General features: G+C 41.8%; 19 protein-coding genes. 11 read left to right on the forward strand and 8 right to left on the reverse strand.

The genetic code is table 11. The features are described 5' to 3' along the window. Positions 1 to 244: 244 nt before the first annotated feature. The gene (locus ACWNM1_RS03730) at positions 245 to 1,960 is read left to right on the forward strand and encodes an ABC transporter ATP-binding protein (protein ID WP_449599936.1); all 1,716 of its coding nucleotides are present in this window, start codon (positions 245 to 247) and stop codon (positions 1,958 to 1,960) included. 33 nt (positions 1,961 to 1,993) lie between these two features. Beyond that, positions 1,994 to 2,476, forward strand: coding sequence for an NUDIX hydrolase (locus ACWNM1_RS03735; protein ID WP_449599937.1), 483 nt, complete (start codon positions 1,994 to 1,996; stop codon positions 2,474 to 2,476). Positions 2,477 to 2,560: 84 nt separating this feature from the next. Here the strand turns inward: ACWNM1_RS03735 and ACWNM1_RS03740 are convergent, their stop codons facing one another. Next, positions 2,561 to 3,136, reverse strand: a complete 576-nt coding sequence (locus tag ACWNM1_RS03740) for a TetR/AcrR family transcriptional regulator (protein ID WP_042184333.1) — start codon at positions 3,134 to 3,136, stop codon at positions 2,561 to 2,563. 243 nt (positions 3,137 to 3,379) lie between these two features. Between ACWNM1_RS03740 and ACWNM1_RS03745 the strand changes: the two genes are divergently transcribed. Further along, positions 3,380 to 4,564 carry an MFS transporter gene (locus ACWNM1_RS03745; protein ID WP_449599972.1) on the forward strand — a complete coding sequence of 395 codons (1,185 nt, stop codon included), beginning with the start codon at positions 3,380 to 3,382 and terminating at the stop codon, positions 4,562 to 4,564. Positions 4,565 to 4,635: 71 nt separating this feature from the next. Here ACWNM1_RS03745 and ACWNM1_RS03750 read toward each other — a convergent pair whose 3' ends face one another. Next, positions 4,636 to 5,532 carry a LysR substrate-binding domain-containing protein gene (locus tag ACWNM1_RS03750; RefSeq protein WP_449599938.1) on the reverse strand — a complete coding sequence of 299 codons (897 nt, stop codon included), beginning with the start codon at positions 5,530 to 5,532 and terminating at the stop codon, positions 4,636 to 4,638. A gap of 353 nt (positions 5,533 to 5,885) precedes the next feature. Between ACWNM1_RS03750 and ACWNM1_RS03755 the strand changes: the two genes are divergently transcribed. The 3 genes from ACWNM1_RS03755 (at position 5,886) to ACWNM1_RS03765 (ending at position 7,558) form a co-directional block, all read left to right on the forward strand. Then, positions 5,886 to 6,557 carry an O-methyltransferase gene (locus tag ACWNM1_RS03755; protein WP_449599939.1) on the forward strand — a complete coding sequence of 224 codons (672 nt, stop codon included), beginning with the start codon at positions 5,886 to 5,888 and terminating at the stop codon, positions 6,555 to 6,557. Positions 6,558 to 6,626: 69 nt separating this feature from the next. Continuing rightward, complete coding sequence (locus ACWNM1_RS03760) at positions 6,627 to 7,181, forward strand: GNAT family N-acetyltransferase (RefSeq protein ID WP_449599940.1); 555 nt, start codon at positions 6,627 to 6,629, stop codon at positions 7,179 to 7,181. Beyond that, a complete protein-coding gene (locus ACWNM1_RS03765) occupies positions 7,178 to 7,558 on the forward strand; it encodes a VOC family protein (RefSeq protein WP_234532699.1) in 381 nt (126 codons plus the stop codon). The genes ACWNM1_RS03760 and ACWNM1_RS03765 overlap by 4 nt, the downstream gene beginning before the upstream one ends. 31 nt (positions 7,559 to 7,589) lie before the next feature. Here the strand turns inward: ACWNM1_RS03765 and ACWNM1_RS03770 are convergent, their stop codons facing one another. From ACWNM1_RS03770 to ACWNM1_RS03790, 5 genes are all read right to left on the reverse strand, one after another. After that, positions 7,590 to 9,536 carry an FtsX-like permease family protein gene (locus ACWNM1_RS03770; protein WP_449599941.1) on the reverse strand — a complete coding sequence of 649 codons (1,947 nt, stop codon included), beginning with the start codon at positions 9,534 to 9,536 and terminating at the stop codon, positions 7,590 to 7,592. Further along, positions 9,526 to 10,287 carry an ABC transporter ATP-binding protein gene (locus ACWNM1_RS03775; protein WP_076285161.1) on the reverse strand — a complete coding sequence of 254 codons (762 nt, stop codon included), beginning with the start codon at positions 10,285 to 10,287 and terminating at the stop codon, positions 9,526 to 9,528. Before ACWNM1_RS03775 ends, ACWNM1_RS03770 begins: the two co-directional genes overlap by 11 nt. 114 nt (positions 10,288 to 10,401) lie before the next feature. After that, positions 10,402 to 11,406 (reverse strand): sensor histidine kinase, encoded by a 1,005-nt coding sequence (locus ACWNM1_RS03780; RefSeq protein ID WP_449599942.1) that lies wholly within the window; start codon positions 11,404 to 11,406, stop codon positions 10,402 to 10,404. Continuing rightward, the gene (locus ACWNM1_RS03785) at positions 11,403 to 12,092 is read right to left on the reverse strand and encodes a response regulator (RefSeq protein WP_449599943.1); all 690 of its coding nucleotides are present in this window, start codon (positions 12,090 to 12,092) and stop codon (positions 11,403 to 11,405) included. Before ACWNM1_RS03785 ends, ACWNM1_RS03780 begins: the two co-directional genes overlap by 4 nt. A 26-nt stretch (positions 12,093 to 12,118) precedes the next feature. After that, positions 12,119 to 13,009, reverse strand: coding sequence for a TetR/AcrR family transcriptional regulator (locus tag ACWNM1_RS03790; RefSeq protein WP_449599944.1), 891 nt, complete (start codon positions 13,007 to 13,009; stop codon positions 12,119 to 12,121). Positions 13,010 to 13,201: 192 nt separating this feature from the next. Here ACWNM1_RS03790 and ACWNM1_RS03795 point away from each other — a divergent pair, with 192 nt between their 5' ends. Further along, entirely contained in the window at positions 13,202 to 14,725 is a 1,524-nt protein-coding gene (locus tag ACWNM1_RS03795) for a DHA2 family efflux MFS transporter permease subunit (RefSeq protein ID WP_449599945.1), read from the forward strand. 68 nt (positions 14,726 to 14,793) lie between these two features. Here ACWNM1_RS03795 and ACWNM1_RS03800 read toward each other — a convergent pair whose 3' ends face one another. After that, on the reverse strand, positions 14,794 to 15,837 hold the full coding sequence (locus ACWNM1_RS03800) for a YncE family protein (RefSeq protein ID WP_449599946.1): 1,044 nt from the start codon (positions 15,835 to 15,837) through the stop codon (positions 14,794 to 14,796). A gap of 184 nt (positions 15,838 to 16,021) precedes the next feature. On the opposite strand from ACWNM1_RS03800, the gene ACWNM1_RS03805 reads away from it, so the two are divergent. From ACWNM1_RS03805 to ACWNM1_RS03820, 4 genes are all read left to right on the forward strand, one after another. Continuing rightward, the gene (locus ACWNM1_RS03805; protein WP_449599947.1) at positions 16,022 to 16,846 is read left to right on the forward strand and encodes a nucleotidyltransferase domain-containing protein; all 825 of its coding nucleotides are present in this window, start codon (positions 16,022 to 16,024) and stop codon (positions 16,844 to 16,846) included. A gap of 77 nt (positions 16,847 to 16,923) precedes the next feature. Beyond that, positions 16,924 to 17,673 (forward strand): WecB/TagA/CpsF family glycosyltransferase, encoded by a 750-nt coding sequence (locus ACWNM1_RS03810; protein ID WP_449599948.1) that lies wholly within the window; start codon positions 16,924 to 16,926, stop codon positions 17,671 to 17,673. A 238-nt stretch (positions 17,674 to 17,911) separates the two neighbouring features. Then, positions 17,912 to 18,589, forward strand: coding sequence for a helix-turn-helix transcriptional regulator (locus tag ACWNM1_RS03815; RefSeq protein WP_042184354.1), 678 nt, complete (start codon positions 17,912 to 17,914; stop codon positions 18,587 to 18,589). 36 nt (positions 18,590 to 18,625) lie between these two features. Further along, positions 18,626 to 19,822, forward strand: coding sequence for a MalY/PatB family protein (locus ACWNM1_RS03820; RefSeq protein WP_449599949.1), 1,197 nt, complete (start codon positions 18,626 to 18,628; stop codon positions 19,820 to 19,822). Positions 19,823 to 19,828 lie beyond the last annotated feature (6 nt).

Below are 19,828 nucleotides of genomic sequence, written 5' to 3' on the forward strand. Positions count from 1 at the left end.
CCGTATCGTTCGAAGTAACTAGTTATCGGGCTGGGTCAAACGCGTACCAGCTATCAAGGGGGGAGTCTACCCTTTTGATTACATGAACTAGAGCTTTGAACGGTGCCATAGGCAGCTATTTGTAAGAGCCAGGCACTTAACCTATTTAACTTTGAAAACCGTTTAATTGTGGATGGTTTTAATAGTTGGATGGTGGGGTTTCCTGGCTTTTTTGCATTCAATTAAAAGATAGGGGATTAACGATATGTTGAAAAAGAGTCTAGCTCACCTGAAATGGTGGATATGCGGTTATATTGTATTGGGCTTTACTATTCAGCTGCTGAGTAGTTTAGGGATTGTAGTGTTTCAAAAAATATTAGACAAGGCCACGATGATCAACAGCTTTGGTGAAATATCCAATTTGATCATGGTGTATGGGATTTTGCTGGCTGGGGTGGTGATCCTAAATTATGTGGACGAATATCCTAGCGTGTATTTATCGAACAGTATAACGGAGAGGTTAAAGATACTTGCACTATCTAAAATATCCAAAATCGACTATCAAGCCTATCAGGATATCGGCACAGGGCAGATGATCAAAGTGATCGAGAACGGGGCAGCGGCTGGAAACAGCATGATTTATTCCTTTTTCCTCAAAACATTACATGAGTTATTGCCCACTCTTCTGTTCAGCCTAATCTTTATTAGCTTCTATGATTTAAGAATCATGTTAGTCATAGCAGCTGGCTACGTGGTCGTCTTTCTAATAACGAATCTGCTGTTGAAATTTCTGTATGCAATGAAGGCTACCATTCTCCAGGAACAAGAAAAGATGTCTAGATTCTCTATCCGTGGCTTTATGGAATTGGTCGTCTTCCGAACTAATAAACGATATGAGAAAGAGATCGATAAGTTAAGCCAGACCGCACGCACTATCATTCAGAAAAATGCTCAGTTACAAATGATCCATGAAGCTTTTTTCGCGATATTCGAGCTGTTTGTCACGGTAATTAAAGTGGTCGTCTTGATTTATGGTGTGAAGAGCATTGTCGCAGGTGATAGCACTCTTGGTGTTGTAGTCGCATTGTTTATGTTCATTGATAAGATTTACTCGCCGATTGCCATCTTTAATGTTCTGTTTGTAGATTACAGACTGAATAGAGTAACCTACAAGAGATTTGAAGAGTTTATTCATGCCCCAGAAGATAAGAATCTAGAACGAGGAGAAGTTATCACTGAGATCCACGGTAATATTGAATTTAGAGATGTATCTTTTGATTATGGACAAGTGAAGATCTTGAATAATCTATCCTTTTCGATTGCGCGAGGAACGTCGGTTGCTATTGTCGGATTAAGTGGGGGCGGGAAATCAACCCTGATTAAGTTAATCGTAGGCTTATTAAAAAAGGACAAAGGTGAACTCTTATTGGACGGTAAGGATATCGATAAGATCCATCTGGATAGCTACTATGATCATATCTCTTACTTATCACAGGACACGCCAATTTTCGATGCCACGCTTAGGGACAATATTATATTTGATGAGCATACCTTGTCCGATGAAGAGTTGTATGAGATTTTGGAAAAGGTTCATCTGCAAGAAAAGGTAAGCCAATTACCGGATCGTTTAGATACTTTGGTAGGTGAAAAAGGGGTTAAATTATCTGGCGGGGAGAGACAGCGATTAGCTTTTGCCAGAATCATTGCTCAGAAAAGAAACATTTTAATTCTAGATGAACCTGTTTCTGCACTTGATAATATCACGGAGCAAAGTCTAATGGAGACGATTTTGCAGGAATTTAAGGACAAAACCATCATTATTGTTGCCCACCGACTAAATTTTATAAAAGACGTTGATAAGATACTGGTAGTGGACCAAGGATCGGTCGTGGGTGAAGGAAAGTTTGAGGATTTAATAGAGCATTGCGAAGCTTTTAAAGCGTTATGGAATAGTAAAATATCGTTTACAAATGCTGATTAAATTGTTAACCTCTTCTAAAAAGAGGTGCAATCTATGGCTTGGCCAACACATATTGTAGCGGTAGGTGGATTCGCAGAAAATGAACAAGGAGATATCCTTTTAGTAAAGACTCATCATGGTGGATGGGTATTTCCTGGTGGACAAGTAGAGGCCGGAGAGAACCTAATGGATGCATTAATTCGAGAGATTAAAGAGGAAAGTGGAATAGATGTCACGGTATCTCAATTGGTTGGTGTGTATTCCAATACAGGCATTCATAAATGGTATGACGGAGTAACCGATGTTCCCACCAAGGTCATGTTTGATTTTATCTGCAAGCCCGTAGGTGGGGAATTATGTACCTCTGAGGAAACCTCTGAAGTGATGTGGGTGGCAAAAGAGAAAGTGCTTGATTGGATTACAAAACCGGCTATTCGTACCCGCTATCAAGCATATTTGGATTACGATGGGAATACGAGGTATATGGATTATGTAACTGGAGACACGTTTGAAGTTAATTTAGATCGAACGGTGTAAATATAAGTGATAGGCCATCCTGCAAAGGATGGCTTTTTATATATAAGAAAGTATAAGTTTCACGCGCTAAAGGTGTTACGCTTGTTATGCTTTGATGCCCTCAAAGGCAGAGGTGATCAAATATTTCACAAAAGCTTCGTCTAGCTCATCCCCTGTGATCAAAAGTCGATAAAATATCGGTCCATACAGCAGATCAATCGTGATCCCAATATCCAGATCCGCTTTTAATTGGCCTCGGGTCACCCCACGCTCCAACAACTGTCGCGCCTCTTGGCGGCGGGGAGCGAAAAACCTCGCACGATAGGCCTCAGCAAGGCCGGCATCAAATTGACCTTCGCCGATCAACTCGGTAATGATCTTTCCTTCTCGGCTGCGAAGAAAATTAGCCAGGTTTGTGGCATGCATCATAATATCGTCCATGACCGAACCGGTGTCTGGCACTGGCAATCTTGCGGATGCTGCAGAGAGGTAGCCGTCCATGACCACAGCTGCTTTGTTAGGCCACCATTTATAAATGGTCGCTTTACTTACCTTAGCCCGTTCCGCGATTTTCTCTACGGTCACCGCACCAAATCCAGTCTCCAGTAGCAGATCATACGATGCTGCCAGAATAGAAGCCTCGGCTTCACTATTGCGCGGCCGTCCTCTTTTTTTATCCATCAGAGATCCCTCCCGATTAATCTATCCTTTATTTAACTTGCGATCTAAAGAGAAACTATACGTTCATTATACAAAATGTTAAACGAAGTAGCCAATCGCCTATTTACAAAACTGAACGTTCAGTATATATTTAAATCAATTAATGAACGTTGCGTTCAGTATTTATAATCGAAGGGTGGAGATCTTATGAATCAAGGAAGACGAATGAATCCTGTAAGTTTAGGAAGTTCAGTGAATTCAGCGATGGAACATGCGGAAGGAAAGACGATCCCTGGATGGATTACATTTCTATTAGCGGCCTCCTGCGGACTAATTGTGGCTAATCTGTATTACGCCCAAACCCTGATCGGACAGATCGCCCAAGCTACGCAGCTTTCTTCTGGGGCAGCGGGTCTGATTGTAACTTTGACCCAGGTAGGATACGTCCTTGGACTTTTGTTCGTAGTACCGCTTAGCGATATTATTGAAAATCGCCGCCTGACAGTGGCATCACTGGCTGTGGTGGTGGTGTCACTGGTAGCAGCCACACTGGCTCCGAATGCGGCGATCTTTCTGGGAGCGTCTCTGTTCATTGGTCTCGGTTCCGTAGCTGCCCAAATTCTTGTGCCGTATGCGTCTTTTCTGGCTGCTGAAGAGCAGCGCGGCCGGGTGGTCGGTAATGTAATGAGTGGGCTGCTGCTGGGTATTATGTTCGCCCGGCCACTGGCTAGCTTTGTCTCTGGATTGTGGGGTTGGCATGCGATTTATGCCATATCAGCAATAGTGATTGCCTTATTAACACTCTTATTGTCCCGTGTGCTGCCACAGCGCCAGCCTGTGCCTACAATGAATTATGGCGGATTGATACGTTCTCTAGGTACTTTACTGAAGAATACGCCGGTGCTGCGCCGCCGGGCAGTTTATCAGGCTTGCCTATTTGGAGCTTTCAGCCTGTTCTGGACGACGGTCTCTTTGCACCTGGCCGATACGTATCATTTAAGTCAGCAAGGCATTGCCTTGTTTGCATTGGCCGGGGTGGCTGGGGCTATCGCATCTCCAATCGCTGGGAGATTGGCTGACCGGGGCTGGACCCGGCCGTTGACCGGACTTGCATTTCTGCTGGCAGCTGTGGCTTTTCTGCTAGCTTACTTGTTTCAGGACGATTCGAGAGTAACACTTGGATTGCTGGTTGCAGCAGCTATTATGCTGGATATGGGGGTATCGGGTAATCTGGTGCTTGGACAAAGGGCGATTTATTCCCTTGGCAACGAGGCGAGAGGACGTTTAAACGGATTATTTATGGCGATATTTTTTGTAGGCGGAGCCGTTGGCTCTTCACTAGGCGGCTGGGCATATGCGTACGGAGGCTGGAGTCTGACCAGCTTGATCGGTCTGGCGCTGCCGATCTTGGCTTTCCTGTACTATTTAACGGAGAAGAAGCAAGCGTAAGGCTGAATTAAAGAAACTGCTTTCCGGGCTGAATATAGTCAGCCTAGAGAGCAGTCTTTTTTTGAAAAATGCTACATCGTATAAGGATTTTGGCGAATCATTTGAATAAGGTTTGCCGCCGAGGCGGATAACGGTTCATTTTTTCGCGTACAGATCGCAATGCTGTTCTTCAGATGTATGCCTTCAACATAAACTCGGCATAACTCTCCACGTTCAACATATTCGCGAACAACGAGTGAAGAGACGAAGTTGGCGCCATACCCGGCGATAACGGCTTGAATCGCTTCATGAAGTCCGTTAAATTGCAAAGAGATCGTGGGAGCTGGCGTATTATATGTACGGCATAACGATAATAATCTCTCTCTCGTCGAACTCCCTTCCTCACGCATGACAAAGGGCTCCTTCATCATTTCGAATAAAGAAATTCGCTGATGTGCATAGGGATGATGGGGTGCGACCACAAACCATAACTCATCCTGAAATAACTCTTCTGTCCGGATCGTATCTGGATAGGCCTCGGTAATCCCTCCGTAAATCGCCATATCCACGTCTACATTTAACAGCTGCTTCAGGGCATCGCTTGAATTGGTGGTGGTAATCACCATTTCCACTTGCTCATATTGTTGCTTGAACTTTGCGATCCAGGTAGGAATAAGGAAGTGAGCGGGCAAATACGTCGCGGCTAGACGAATACTTCCATTCGTGCCGTTTACGTAATCTTGAGCAAATTGTTCGATCTGCTGTTCAACGGCGAACAGTCTTTTCGCGAGTAGGGTAAGCTCTTCACCCGCATCCGTTAAAGCAATTCCTCTACCTTGAGGCTTGAATAGGGCGAAGGATAGTTCCTTTTCGAATTTCTTGATCTGAGCCGTAATCGCAGGCTGACTGATATTTAAAGTTTCGGAGGCGCGTGTCACACTTCCTGTCGATGCGATTACATGGAATAAGCGCAAGGCGTGTAGATTCATGGTTAAGCTCCTATCTGTTATCGTTTAATTCATATAATTAATATATAGTTTAGATTTAAATATATATTATATTTATGATTATAACTGATTTACAATACAGGTATGAAGTTGAACTTGAACTTAAATCTTTAGTTAGGGAAAGGGAGTAACGAAGAGGAGGTTTGGAACTGTAGGAGCGTTAGCGACCGCCTTTGTCTTTAGATTTCACCCACTATCAATTAGTAAATTAAAGAAATCTGAAGACAACAGCGGCCGGAAGTCCAAACACTTCTCGTAGGTACGAACGATCCCTAATTGTAGGTTGGAGTGTTCTTTTAAGTAAAGTAATTAAAATCAAAGGAGAAGTGATAAATATGAATCAAACGACTACATGGGATAAAGTCGATCAGTACATTACAGAGCGTCTAATTCCACAGGACTCCGTGCTGGAGGAAGTGTTGTTCGCCAATCAACAGGCAGGGCTGCCGCCCTTTGATGTCTCACCTAGTCAGGGTAAATTCCTTAACCTATTGGTCCAAATGAAAGGTGCACGCCGGATTCTGGAGATTGGCACTTTGGGTGGGTACAGTACAATTTGGATGGCAAGAGCGCTCCCGTCTGACGGACATATCGTTACCTTGGAGCTAGATCCATCACATGCTCAGGTGGCTGGGGCCAATTTCGCGCTTGCTCAAGTAGATGATCTGATAGAACTTCGTATAGGCGATGCTTTGGGGCAATTGTCTCAGATGAAACAAGAGGGTGTGGAAACCTTTGACTTTATATTTATTGATGCCGATAAACCCAACAACCCTAACTATTTACAGTGGGCGCTTCAATTTTCCCGGCCCGGTACGGTGATTATAGGCGATAATGTGATTCGTGAAGGCGAAATTATTAACAAGAATAGCAAAGATCCTCGTGTAGTAGGCGTACGGGAATTTTATGATCTGTTGGCTGAAGAGCCTAAGATTTCGGCTACTGCCATTCAGACAGTGGGAAGTAAAGGATATGATGGTTTCGTATTGGGGATTGTGAATAGCTGATATATGTATTGCAATATCCAACAATTGTAATATAATCTATTGAAAATCCAATAGTGAGGGGTACTTTCTATGCAACCTACATTTGAAACACAAAGGTTAATACTAAGACCGTTTCAATCCACAGATGCAAGTAAAGTTCAAGAGCTTGCTGGGGATATAGAAGTAGCTAGAACAACGCTGTCTATTCCTCATCCATACCCTGATGGAGCGGCTGAATCTTGGATTGGTGCCTGTAGGAAAAGCGCAGACGAAGGGGAAGGATTTCCTTTTGCTTTAATTGGTAAAGAGAGTAATACCTTAATAGGCTGTATGAGTCTAAATATAGACAAATCGCATAAAAGAGGTGAGCTTGCTTATTGGGTAGGAAGATCTTTTTGGGGAGATGGCTATGCGACTGAAGCAGCTAAGCGATTAATTGATTTTGGATTTGAAGACCTCGCATTAAATAAAATATGGGCAGCGGCAATGACTAGAAATCCTGCCTCCTCTAACGTTATGAAAAAAGCTGGAATGAGATTTGAAGGGGAATTTAAACGGCATATTTTAAAATGGGATAAATTCGAGGATATAGTCTTCTACGGGTTAACTAGAATTGAATATGAAGATAGGGGAGAAGAGGTATGATCTTTTCTGATATTGGTTTAATTACAGAGGATGTAACCACTTTGACAACATTTTATGAAGTTATATTGCAAACCAAAGCTGAAGGTGATCACATTCATGCTACCATTGAAACGAAGGGTACTGGATTGGCAATATACCTAAAGCAAGCCGCGGAATCAGATATGAAATTTGATTTTTCTAAATATTGGGGATCTGGTAATTTCACATTAGGCTTTAATGTTGATGATGTTGATATGGAGTATGAACGACTAAAGGCACTTCATGTAGAATTTGTAACTGTACCTACCACCTATGGTTGGGGGGCAAGATCACTACATTTTCGGGACCCGGATGGCAATATCATATGTTTTAGAAGTAAAGTAAAAGGGTACTCCTAACCATGATGGCTTTTGGAATACCCTCTTTGTTTTAAAGCGACTCTTTAATCACTTTTTTATAATAGAACACGGACAGCACTGCAAAGATCGAATACAAGGCGGTGTATAGCAGCATCACCAGAATCATCGGTGTCATGAGCTCTGTACCGAAGAAGAACCATCCTGATTTTACGGCGAAGTAACTGTGAAGCAATCCAATGACTAATGGAATCCCAAAATTAAATAATTGTTTCGCCTGAATCCCTCTAAGCAGATCCCCTTGCGTGAAACCAAGCTTTCTGAGGATCGTGTAGTTGGGCTTTTCATTCTCACTTTCATCCATTTGTTTAAAGTAAAGAATGCATCCAGAGGTAATCAGGAACGTTAACCCCAGAAAGGCCACGATAAACATGATAAGTCCCATAGTTTGCTTTTGATTGTTCATCGTCTCCAGTTGAGAGTCGGTTATGTGGCCTTTTGCAAATTTCATATTCTGAAAAAGCTCATTAGCCTGCTCAACGCTTGCCCGTTCTTTCATATCGATGCCGATATTAAGAGAGGACTTTCTTTGAAGGGCTGGATCTAGATCCTTCTTTAAGCGTTCAAAGGTCGTGTCGTCTACAATAGCAAGGGGTAAGCCACCACCTGTGAAATTGTATAAAACGGGGGCTTCCATATCAATTCTTTTATAAAACTGCGGAATGACTTCATGTCGTCCCTTGAATTCAATGCCACCTTGGTCCTTCATAGTAATTATTTTCTCCATTGCACTACTTGTCTTCGTAAAATAGGCCTCATCCGGGGATAGATCAATGCCCTCCAGCGAATTCTCACTGATGACGGGAAGAGTCATATTATTCGACATCATACCGAGTGCCTTGGCATTTTCGCCCAGAAGCTTCTCTATATTTACATCCACTTGAATGACTTCGGTTATTTTTTCCCTAAACATCAAATTTTCAGTCGTTAATGCCTCTTTAAATTGTTTAGCATCCTGGAGATCCGTAAGAATAAAATCTGACGGAACATAGAGCTTCGCACTTTTCTCAGCAGAGTAGAACGAGATATAGCTCAAGGATAATAAACCCAGCGCTAGTGCTGATACCGTTGTAATGATAGTCAGTAATACGGCATTGGATTTCATTCGGAACATAATGGAGGAGAGGGACAACACCTCTTTAATATTCAGATACCCGTTTTTCTTTTTACGAATGAGATGAAAGATAAAGCTTACCGAGCCTTTATAAAAAAGATAAGTCCCAATGATAACTGAAGCCAGAATAGTGATCATGGCTATAGATAGCTCAGTCATTGATGTTAAGTCTCCGCTAAATAATTGAGATGAAATCGAATAGCCAAGCAGGATCAATCCAATCCCAACGATCCCTATAATCATTTCAAAGACGGACAGCTTTTTCACGTTGCCTTCTGTGGTTGAGGTCACCCGGAATAAGGATAGAATGCTTTGTCTTTTAATAAATCCATAATTCATCAGCATGATCAAAAGATAGATTACAAAGAATACGATCAGCGTTTGAACCAGGGCTGGGGTAGAAAAACGAAGGGATGCTATCGCATCGATCCCCATTATTTTAAAAAGAATCATAAGAATTAATTTGGAAATAGAAAAGCCCACGGCTATTCCTAGAATTAAAGAACCAAAATATAGGATGAAATTCTCTGCCGAAAGGATTCGGAATATTTTACTTTTGGTCATCCCTATTAACTGGAACAGGCCAATTTCTTTTCCCCGGCGTTTGATGAAGATAGTGTTTGCATATAACAGGAAAATGGATACAATCGCGACCAGTAAGACTGAGGCAGCCTTGATTGCTGCGCCACCTTTGATCGAGCCTTCTACCGCATCCATCGAAGGATCGTATTGCAATGTAACAAAGGCGAAATATAAGGCCACGCTAAAGACGAGAGCAAATACATACAGATAGTAATTTCTGATGTTTTTTCGCAGATTTCGAAGCATCAGTACATTAATGCTCATTCTGCACACCACCCAGTACACCTTGTGTTTTTATGATGTCATTAAAGAAGACTTGCCTTGATTGTTCTCCTTTATTTAATTGCGTATAGATCGTACCATCCTTTATAAAAATAACTCTACTGCAATAGCTAGCTGCCACTGGATCATGTGTAACCATAACGATCGTTGCTTTTCGTCTTTGATTTAATTCACTCAGCTTGTTTAACAAATCAGAAGCAGATTTAGAATCCAAGGCACCAGTAGGCTCATCAGCAAAAATAATGCTTGGATCATGAATGAAGGCTCTAGCTGCAGAGGTGCGTTGTTTTTGACCCCCAGAGATTTCATTCGGGTACTTATTTTTTAACTCTAAAATCCCCAGCTCCCTCGCGACGTTTTCGAATTTCTCATTGGCAATTTTCTTAGGGGTATTGGTAATGGATAGAGGCAACAGGATGTTTTCCTTCACCGTCAGCGTATCTAAGAGATTGTATTCTTGGAAAATAAATCCTAAATGATTTTTCCGAAATTCAGCTAATTGCTTTTCTTTCATATTAGAAATTTCAGTACCCTCAATGGTAATCGACCCGTTGCTGATCTGATCAATTGACGAGAGAACGTTAAGCAGGGTGGTCTTTCCTGAACCGGAAGAGCCCATGATCCCAACAAATTCGCCTTCTTCTATAGAAATATCCAGTCCACTCAACACGGATTGTTTGTTTAATTTATTTCCGTAGCTTTTATGAATTTTAGTGGCTTCAAGAATTGCCATAATGATTCACTCCCTTTTTATACTCGTTCTTTTTGTATAGCTTTATTATAAAAGGCTTTGCCGTTCTTATCCTTCGATTGCCCGAACAAAATAAAAAAGCATGTGACATTGTTGTCACACGCTTGAGAGCTTCACAAATTCATTTTTAAGCGGAAAGGTTAAAGTGAACGTCGTCCCTGATCCGGGTCTCGATTCAACTCCGATGACGATCAACAAGGATTGCGCTGCTTTTTTGGCTAAATATAATCCCATACCTGTTGCGGCATTGTCGCGATGCACGGTGGTGGAAGTAAATCCTCTATCAAATATCCGAGGTAAATCCTTTGGATCTATCCCGCGCCCACCATCCTTCACCTCAAGAACGATATGTTCAGATTGCTGATAGCTACTCACTGTAATATCTGAAGCCTCACTATATTTTACGGCATTGGTTAGTAGTTGTCGGATAATAAAAGCCAGCCATTTGGCATCACTAAGCACTTCCGCTACTTCCAAGTTCAGCTCAAAGCCGATTCCCTTCTGAATACACCAGGATTGCAACGTCTTAATCTCCCCGAAAATAAGCGTTTCTAAATCGATATGTTCTATATACAGATCATTTTCGATAAAGGGAATTCGCCTTTGATGTAGCTGTTGATCCAGCAGAAGATGTATACGCAGCCATTCATAGGTCAGATGTTTCCTCATTACATCATCTTCGATTCGCTCCATCATTAGATGCATTGCTGTCAGAGGGGTCTTCACTTCATGAATCCACGATAATAGTTCATCTTTTTCCTGTTCTAACGTCATTTGATTGTTTGAGGCAGCCTGTTTTAACCATTTAGCTTGATTGATAATGCTCTCTTCAATAATATGCTCAAACGGGCTTTCGGGGGTGGCGATACTCGTTACATCCAGATCATCATCTCGCTCAACCAAGCTTTTATAGAACCTGGTTTCTCTGGGATAGCGAAGGATTAAGAACATCACAAAAAAAAGCATCGACAAGGAGACCAGATAGAGAACTGAAGAGAATGGGATGGATGAATCCATATAGGTGACAAAAAGTATAAAAAGATTGGTGAAGAGGACTAGTAGGATCCAGCTACTTCTTTCCAAGAGATACTTTTTAATCATAGTGCTTCCTCTTCGATGGCCATATACCCTTGTCCCACTTTCGTTTCAATGAAACTACCTAAGCCTATCTCATCCAGTTTTTTTCGCAGCCGGTTTACGTTGACGGTAAGGGTGTTGTCACTTATAAAACGTTTATCATCCCACAAGCTATTGATTAATTCCTCGCGGGTGACGATTTTATTTTTTTTCTCAATAAGCAATTTCAATATATAAATCTCGTTTTTCGTAAGCTCAATCGATCCCATTTCATGCGTCAATACATTTCTCTCATAATCCACGGTTGCTCCGCACCATGTCTTGAGCTCAAGGTTATCCGTGTTGTAATTGTAGACGCGCCGAAGAATCGCTTGTACTTTGGCAATGAGTACATCGAAATGGAAGGGCTTTTGAATATAGTCATCGGCTCCAAGCTGCATCGACATTACCATATCCGTAGGATGATCCCGGGATGATAAGAAGATAATCGGAAGGTTGGAGTGGGAACGAATCATTCGGCACCAATGAAACCCATCAAATTTAGGTAATTGGATGTCGATGATGACTAAATCAGGTTTGATCTCTATAAATTCCTGCGTGACATTGCTGAAATCTTGAATACCATACACATCATAAGACCACTGTGTAAGTCGCTCTTTGATCTCATTAAACAGCGTTGAATCGTCTTCGATTAATAATAGCTTGAACAAATGCATCACCACACTTTTAGTTAGCTTTACAGCATTTTAGATAATACATCCTGATAATGCTTAAACTCTTTGGCTTCATTTAGATTAGGGCATGTCCTTAAGGATAGTAGAGCACTTTCGATTAAGAACTGTCTCGGTTCCTTGTTGTTCATGATTTCTTCCTGGATAAAGTATAACAGCTTTAGATAATTGGTGAGGTTCGCATCACCAGGCGCAAAGGATCTCTCTATAACTTTCTTCAAGCTTATGGTCGCAAAGGATAAATCATTATTGAAAAAATCAGTGTATTCCGCTGCGGGCAATAACTTATCCACGTGATCTGGTGAGATGAGTTGAATGCCCATTTCACTTACTTCTTCAACAATGGTTTGGATAAGCGTAGTGCAATAATCAATGATTTGCTTAGAAGTGATGACTTCATTCATAGCATTGTTGATTTGCAGCATATTTTGCAGAATTCCGTTAAAAATGATGGCTCCATCCAGTAAATAGGGTTTCTTATCCGCAGGGAAAATATGAAGGAAACGTTCATATACCCAGGTTAGCAGGCTGAACTTCGTTTTTTTGATAAATGTAATTAAGTCTGGATCATTGGAGACCAAAGCATCTTCAACGAGCTGTAATAATTTATTTTTTTTATTGATTTTCATGACCAGCTGAACCTGCTCGGCAAAAATCTTAATGTCAGAGGGATCTTGACCAATGAGCATTGAATTTCGCCCTTCTTCAAGCTGAATGTGAATAGACGTGAATACAGCCTTAAAGAGATCTCCTTTGGAAGGGAAATAGTTATAAAAAGATCCTTTGGAGATCCGGCTATGATTCAAAATATCCTGAATGGATGTGGCGTGATAGCCTTTTTCAATAAATAATTCATGTGCTTTATGAACCACTTGCTCTTTTCGTTTATTTATCATCTGAGGTGCCCCTTTAAGCGGAACTCTTTGTTCCAATATAGACTAGCGTATATTTCCACTTAATACAATTTCAATTTTAAATGATTTTTGTCTTGCCAAGCGAGAAATAAGGGAGTAATATATTCTACACTGGATTATAACACGAGTTCAAATTTGAACCGTTAGTATGATTATAGAATGGAGGATTCCAAAATGAAAGCAAAGGAAAGTAAAGCGTCCTACGGGATATTGGCAATCCTCATGATTGGTGCATTTGTTGCTTTACTGAGTAATACCCTACTCAATATAGCTTTACCATCGATTATGAAGGATTTTGATGTCAGTGCCTCAACGGTACAGTGGCTATCAACGGGCTATATGCTGGTGAACGGGATCATGATTCCTTCAACAGCTTTTTTGATTCAAAAGTATACGGCGAGACGGTTGTTCTTAATCGCCATTGGATTATTTGCGATTGGAACCTTTATCGGCGGATTAGCACCAAGCTTCCCTGTGTTGTTGATCGCCAGAATGGTTCAGGCTTCAGGGGCTGCGATCATGATGCCATTATTAATGAATGTATTGTTCACTACCTTTCCGCCTGAAAAACGTGGTTCAGCTATGGGGATGTTCGGGTTGGTTATGATTTTTGCACCAGCTATCGGACCTACATTATCTGGATGGATTATTCAGCACTATGAATGGCCTGTTCTATTCTTTATGATTGCCCCAATCGCCGTATTGGTGTTCATTCTGGCCTTCTTCAAATTGCATGATCCTAAAAAAGATGTGGCAATTAAGATCGATTTCTTATCTGTAGTTCTATCAGCGATTGGTTTCGGAGGTCTACTATACGGCTTCAGTTCCGCTGGGAACAAAGGATGGGATGATCCAATGGTCTACTCCGCGCTTATTATCGGAGCGATCGGATTAGTGATCTTCATTATGCGCCAAATGAAGATGAAGGAGCCTATGCTTAACTTCAGAGTGTACAAATATCCGATGTTCGCTTTATCCTCAGCGATTTCGATTACACTGAATATGGCAATGTTCTCGGCGATGATGCTAATGCCGATTTACCTGCAAAATATTAGAGGGATTTCACCACTGGATTCTGGACTTCTAATGTTGCCTGGTGCGTTAATTATGGGTGTTATGTCACCAATCACAGGTAAATTGTTCGACAAATTCGGCGGTAAGGTATTAGCGCTAATCGGTCTAGCGGTTGTAGTGATTAGTACGTATTTCTTTAGTGATCTGACTGAAACGACTAAATATTCGACACTCATGATTCTATATTCTGTGAGAATGTTCGGGATCTCTATGGTGATGATGCCAGTTATGACCAATGGTTTGAATTCTATCCCAGCCAAATATACGCCGCATGGTACAGCCATGAACAGTACGATTCAGCAAGTATCAGGGGCGATAGGTGGGGCACTGCTCGTAACCATTATGTCTAACAGTACTACTTCACATGTGAAAGATATGGTCGCTGATGCTGTAAGTAAATTAACGACTAAACCCTCGGCAGACCAATTGCTTGGTATACAAAATCAAGTCATTGCGAAAGCTACTATTGAAGGAATTAACGATGCATTCTTGGTATCTGTAGGCGTAGCGATTATTGCATTTATTCTAGCCTTCTTTATTAAAAGAGGTGTACAGCCTAAGGAAACGGCAGAAGAGAAAGTGACTGCAAAGAAAGTAGCTGCTAAGCAGGTTACAACGCATTAGTCTATATTCAAAAAGGCGCTCACCTTATAGGTGAAGCGCCTTTTTTTGCAAATATAAGAAACTAAAGATTACTTATAATGATGTGTTAATCTTGGACCATCCTGAATGACTGTGATGGAATTGTCGTTCGCGACATATAACCTGTTCGTTAGTGGATTAAGTGCAATATTTACGCCTGTTACGGAGGGGAATACCGCGATTCTTTTAAACGTACTGGCGTTATACACGGACATCCTGTTCTTATTGAAATTACTGACAAATAAATGATTTGTAATCGGGTTGATGAATGTGCTGGAGGAGGAAGATAACACTCTAGTTGCAATCACCTTATTGGTATTTCCATTAAGCACAAAAAGCTTCCCTTGTTTAACCTGTTGAGCACTGGACACGTAAACACGGTTTGTAAGCGGATTAAGGATGACCTCGCTTTGTAACCGTCCAAGGTGTACATTCTTGAGGAGCTTATTGGTATGGCCATTGATCACGGAAAGAAAGCGGCTTAAGTTGTTGGCTACATAAATACGGTTCGTAATCGGATTTAGCGCAGGTGTGATTACTGGGTTGTTGCCAACCTTGATGGTTGCTATTACAGTTTGTGTACTACCGTTAATGACAGATACGGAATTGTTTATCGTATTCGTTACATAAATGCGATTGGTACGTTTATTAATGACGATAGCGGAGGGGCGGCCGCCGATCTGGATAGTAGTCCGAATGCAGTTCGATCTGCCATCGATGACGGTTACGATGCCAGAGGCACTCGACACATAAATCAGGTTCGTTCGAACATTAACGTTAACACTATCAGGGTTCCTGCCCACTTGGAGGGTCTTGATTACACGGTTTGTCCGTCCGCTAATTACAGATACCGTTCCATCGCGGAAGTTGGTGACGTACACACGGTTTGTTCTTGGGTTGATGGCAAGCTTGAGCGGAAATCTACCTACTTGTATGGTTGCAATGATCCGATTGGTCAGGGTGCTTAATACACCAACAGTTCCGGCTGTAGTGTTAGGATTTACGAAGTATACCCGATTGGTGACTGGATTTACCTCAATATCTCCGACAGGTACGGATGTAGGAACTGTGGTTATGATGGTGGGTAACGCCATGATATAACCCCCTCTTCAAATGACTAGATGCTTCATTATATTTGGGCAAGGGCAAAAGGGTACTACATATATCGTTGCAAGATGTATCTCCAGAGTATAGAATGATATTCCCAAATCTACATTTTAGATTAAGTGTAAGCGCTATATTTTTAAGGGGATTGAGATCGATTGGAGGCTAATGGATATGATGATGAAATCAGTATTGTCGGATATTTTACTAACACCTGATAAGTTGCTACTTCATCGCGAATTACTAGAGGAGATTGGAAAGTTCATTACGCAAGAGATCCTGAATCATCCGTTATTGCAAGAAGATCGTAAAAGGTTAAGCATTATCCTAGATGGATCGACCGCACTCGGGGTGGTAGATGGGCAGTCGGATGTAGATATAATCATTATTTGTGAGGATGAGTCTTACAACAGTATTAATCATCGGTTCGAGGAAGCAGGGCTAATTCCGGAGCACAGTAGTTTTTTTATGGATTTAAGGCTTCCGAGTGGGAAGACAGGGCATTATACACTCCATAAAATATCTGATATCAAAGAGGCTTTAATGAGTGGGGATATGGAATGGCTGTGGAATGCATCAGTGTCCTATATTTACTACGATCAGCTGGATCTGAAGTCAATTTTTCATTCCTATGTTCCACTCCAACCTGAAGTGCTAATGAAATTTCGTAAGAATTCATACATACAGCTAAGAAGCTATGCCAGAAGTCTAGATAATCCTGTAGTTCGTGGCGATGCCTATCCGATCTTATTCTTAGCGGTTTCCCTTTATAAAGAAGCTTTACGCTGTGCAATCACTATTGAAGGTTATCCGTATCCGTATGACAAATGGCTTGTTCCCATAGCGCAACAAACGGTTGTCGGTCGAAAGATTTTGGAGTGTGCAAGCGATTTTTGGAGTTATCTTCGAGACGATGAGTCCTTTGCTCCCATGTACCAGGAGGACAATAATTTTGTCAAAATGGAAAAACAATTTCGAAAGATACTTTTGGAGGAATAACGGAGTAATGACGCTGACTATCCTTCTTGATTACGGTAGGGTATACTGGAATGAACTTTTCAGTAAGAGGTGATTAAATGGCTGGGACAGTCTCTATATTAGGCGTTCCTTTTTCAAAACTAACACTAAACGAGACAACACTTCATCTAACAAAACATATTCAATCCGGAGAACCGAAACTTTTCCATTTGATCACGGCTAACCCGGAAATTACGATAACAAGTCAATCGGACGAGCTGCTTCGAACCATACTCCATGAGGCAGATTTGATTACTCCTGATGGGATTGGCATTGTGCTGGCATCGAGAAGAAAAGGTGACCCTATAGCTGAACGAGTTACGGGGTATGAACTACTTCTTGAACTGCTCGCGCAAGGGAATAAGCTGGGCTGGAGCTTTTATTTCTTGGGTACGGATGAGCATACCAGCTGTAAAGCGGTCGAAAAGATCACAGAGCGATATCCGAATGTGAAAATTGCCGGAAGACATAATGGTTTTCTTACTAAAGATGAGGAACCGGCCATTGTAGCAGAGATTCAGCGCGCACAGCCGGATTTCCTGATCGTTGCGATGGGTGCGCCGTACTCAGACAAATGGGTTTATAAGCACAAAAAGGAGCTCACGCAGGTAAAAGTTGTTTTTGGCGTGGGGGGCAGCTTGGATGTTATAGCGGGAAAAGTGACTCCAGCCCCTGCGATATGGAAGAAACTCAACTTGGAGTGGCTGCATCGACTCTTATTCGCACCTGTGGCCAAAGGACAAAAGTCGCGTTGGCGCAGGCAAGCAGTTCTTCCTAAATTCGTGTATCGAGCTATGATTAGGAAATAAGGTACAGCAGTAAATATAGTCTTTCACTATTTCTGCAATTTGTAGAAATGGTGAAAGGCTTTTTTTATTATCGCTTTACAGGAAGTATGTCGTAAGTATTTTATGGGAGAATATTGGCTGGAATAATTCCAATATATTACTGATTGCTTTTTTAAGAATGTTGTAATAAAATCTTATCAAGATAATAAATTATTATCGAAATGGAAAAGACGTAAAACGAAAGGAGTCAGATGCTCACATGTTAGAAGATCGCAGCTGCCTGGAGTCCTATTTTCCAATCGCTTCTTTTATTGCTTCAATTATAGGTTCAAAATGTGAGGTTGTTATTCATGATATAAGCAATCCAGAGCGTTCAATTATTTTTATTGAGAACGGATACATTAGTGGGCGTAAAGTAGGCGATAGCTCAACAGATCTCGTGCTTAAGCTGTTGAAAGATGAGTCCTACCGTGAGCAACCGTTTATTGCTAACTATAAAGCGCGTGGTTCGCAAGGTCAGGTGTTTCGCTCCGCTACTTACTATATTAAAAACAGCAGCAGCGAATTGGTCGGTATGATGTGTATTAACATTGATGTCACGCATATGGAGGTTGCAGCTGAGTGGATACAAAACATTTTGCAAGGAGGATCAACACTTCCACCAGTACCGTTAATACCACAACAAGAGGTTGTAGAGAAGCAGACGGAAGAGTATTTACAAGGAAACGTAGATGACCTACTCCAGCACATGATTGATTCGGTGCTCGGTAAAATTAATGTCCCGGCAGAGCGATTGTCCTCGAAAGAGAAGATTGAACTTGTGAAAGTACTTAACGAGCAGGGCGTGTTTCTACTTAAAGGTGGAGTTTCTCAAGTCGCTAAGACCTTGATGATATCTGAGCCAACAGTTTATCGTTATTTGCAAAAAATCAAGTGAGAATAAACAGAACTCTCAAGAGAGGAAGTGGGCTAGATGACAATAGACTTTGATAAGGTTGTTAGCCGATATGGGACCAATTGCGCTAAATGGGATGGTATGGCGCAAGTTTTGGGCAGAGAAATGATAGCGCTTTCTGTCGCGGATATGGATCTTCAAGCCCCTCCACAGGTGATAGAGCGAGTAACGGAGATGGCGAAGCATGGCATATATGGATATACCGATCCTTTTCCACCTTATTATGAGGCAGTTCAGGGATGGATTAAAAAGGCTTACGATTGGGAGGTTCCGCAAGAATGGATCGTGTTTTGCCCTCGTATTGTGCAAGCGGTTTCTCTGATCATTCAGAACTTCACTCAACCAGGTGATCAAGTGTTAATCCATACTCCAGCCTATCAGCCGGTTGCTAAATCGGTAGAACTAAATAACCGCGTATTAGTGGAAAGTCCGCTTCGTGAAGTGAACGGGCGTTATGAGATCGATTTTGCTGATATGGAGTTGCGGATGCAAGCAGGGGTTAAAATTGTACTGCTTATCTCACCGCATAATCCGGTTGGACGAGTATGGACACGAGCTGAACTAGAACGAATCGTTAGCTTGTGTACAAAGTATGATGCTTATATTGTATCGGATGATATTCATGCCGATTTTATCCATGAAGGCTATGAGCATACGATAATCGGGAAGATATCGACCGAGGCAGAGCAGCGATCCTTTATCTGTACTTCCCCAGGGAAGACCTTCAATCTTGCAAGCCTTGAAATTGCTAATATCGTGATTCCGAATGATCAGCTGCGTGAGAAATTCAGACATTGCTTACAGCAAGCAGGCTGTCATAACCCCACCTTTTTTGCAGTACCTGCTTTAGAAGTGGCTTATACGGAATGCGATGAATGGCTGGAACAATTACGAGGGTATATCACAACCAATATCGCTTGGGTGAAAGCTTATATAACTGAACATATGCCTGAGCTTCGCGTGATCGAATCAGAAGGAACCTATCTGTTATGGGTGGATTGTAGGGCAATTAGCACCAACGAAGCAGAGCTAAAGCAATGGATTGAGTCGGATGCGAAGGTTAGTGTGAGCTTTGGAACAGGTTTTGGGGCATCAGGAGCAGGCTTTATCCGCTTAAATATTGCAACGCCACTGCCCAGGTTGCAAGAAGCTTTTCATCGGCTGTACCAAGCCTATCCATTGAAAAATTTAAATGAAAAAAAGCTTTATCAATGACCTTGA

This window comes from Paenibacillus sp. Marseille-Q9583 (assembly GCF_976954365.1).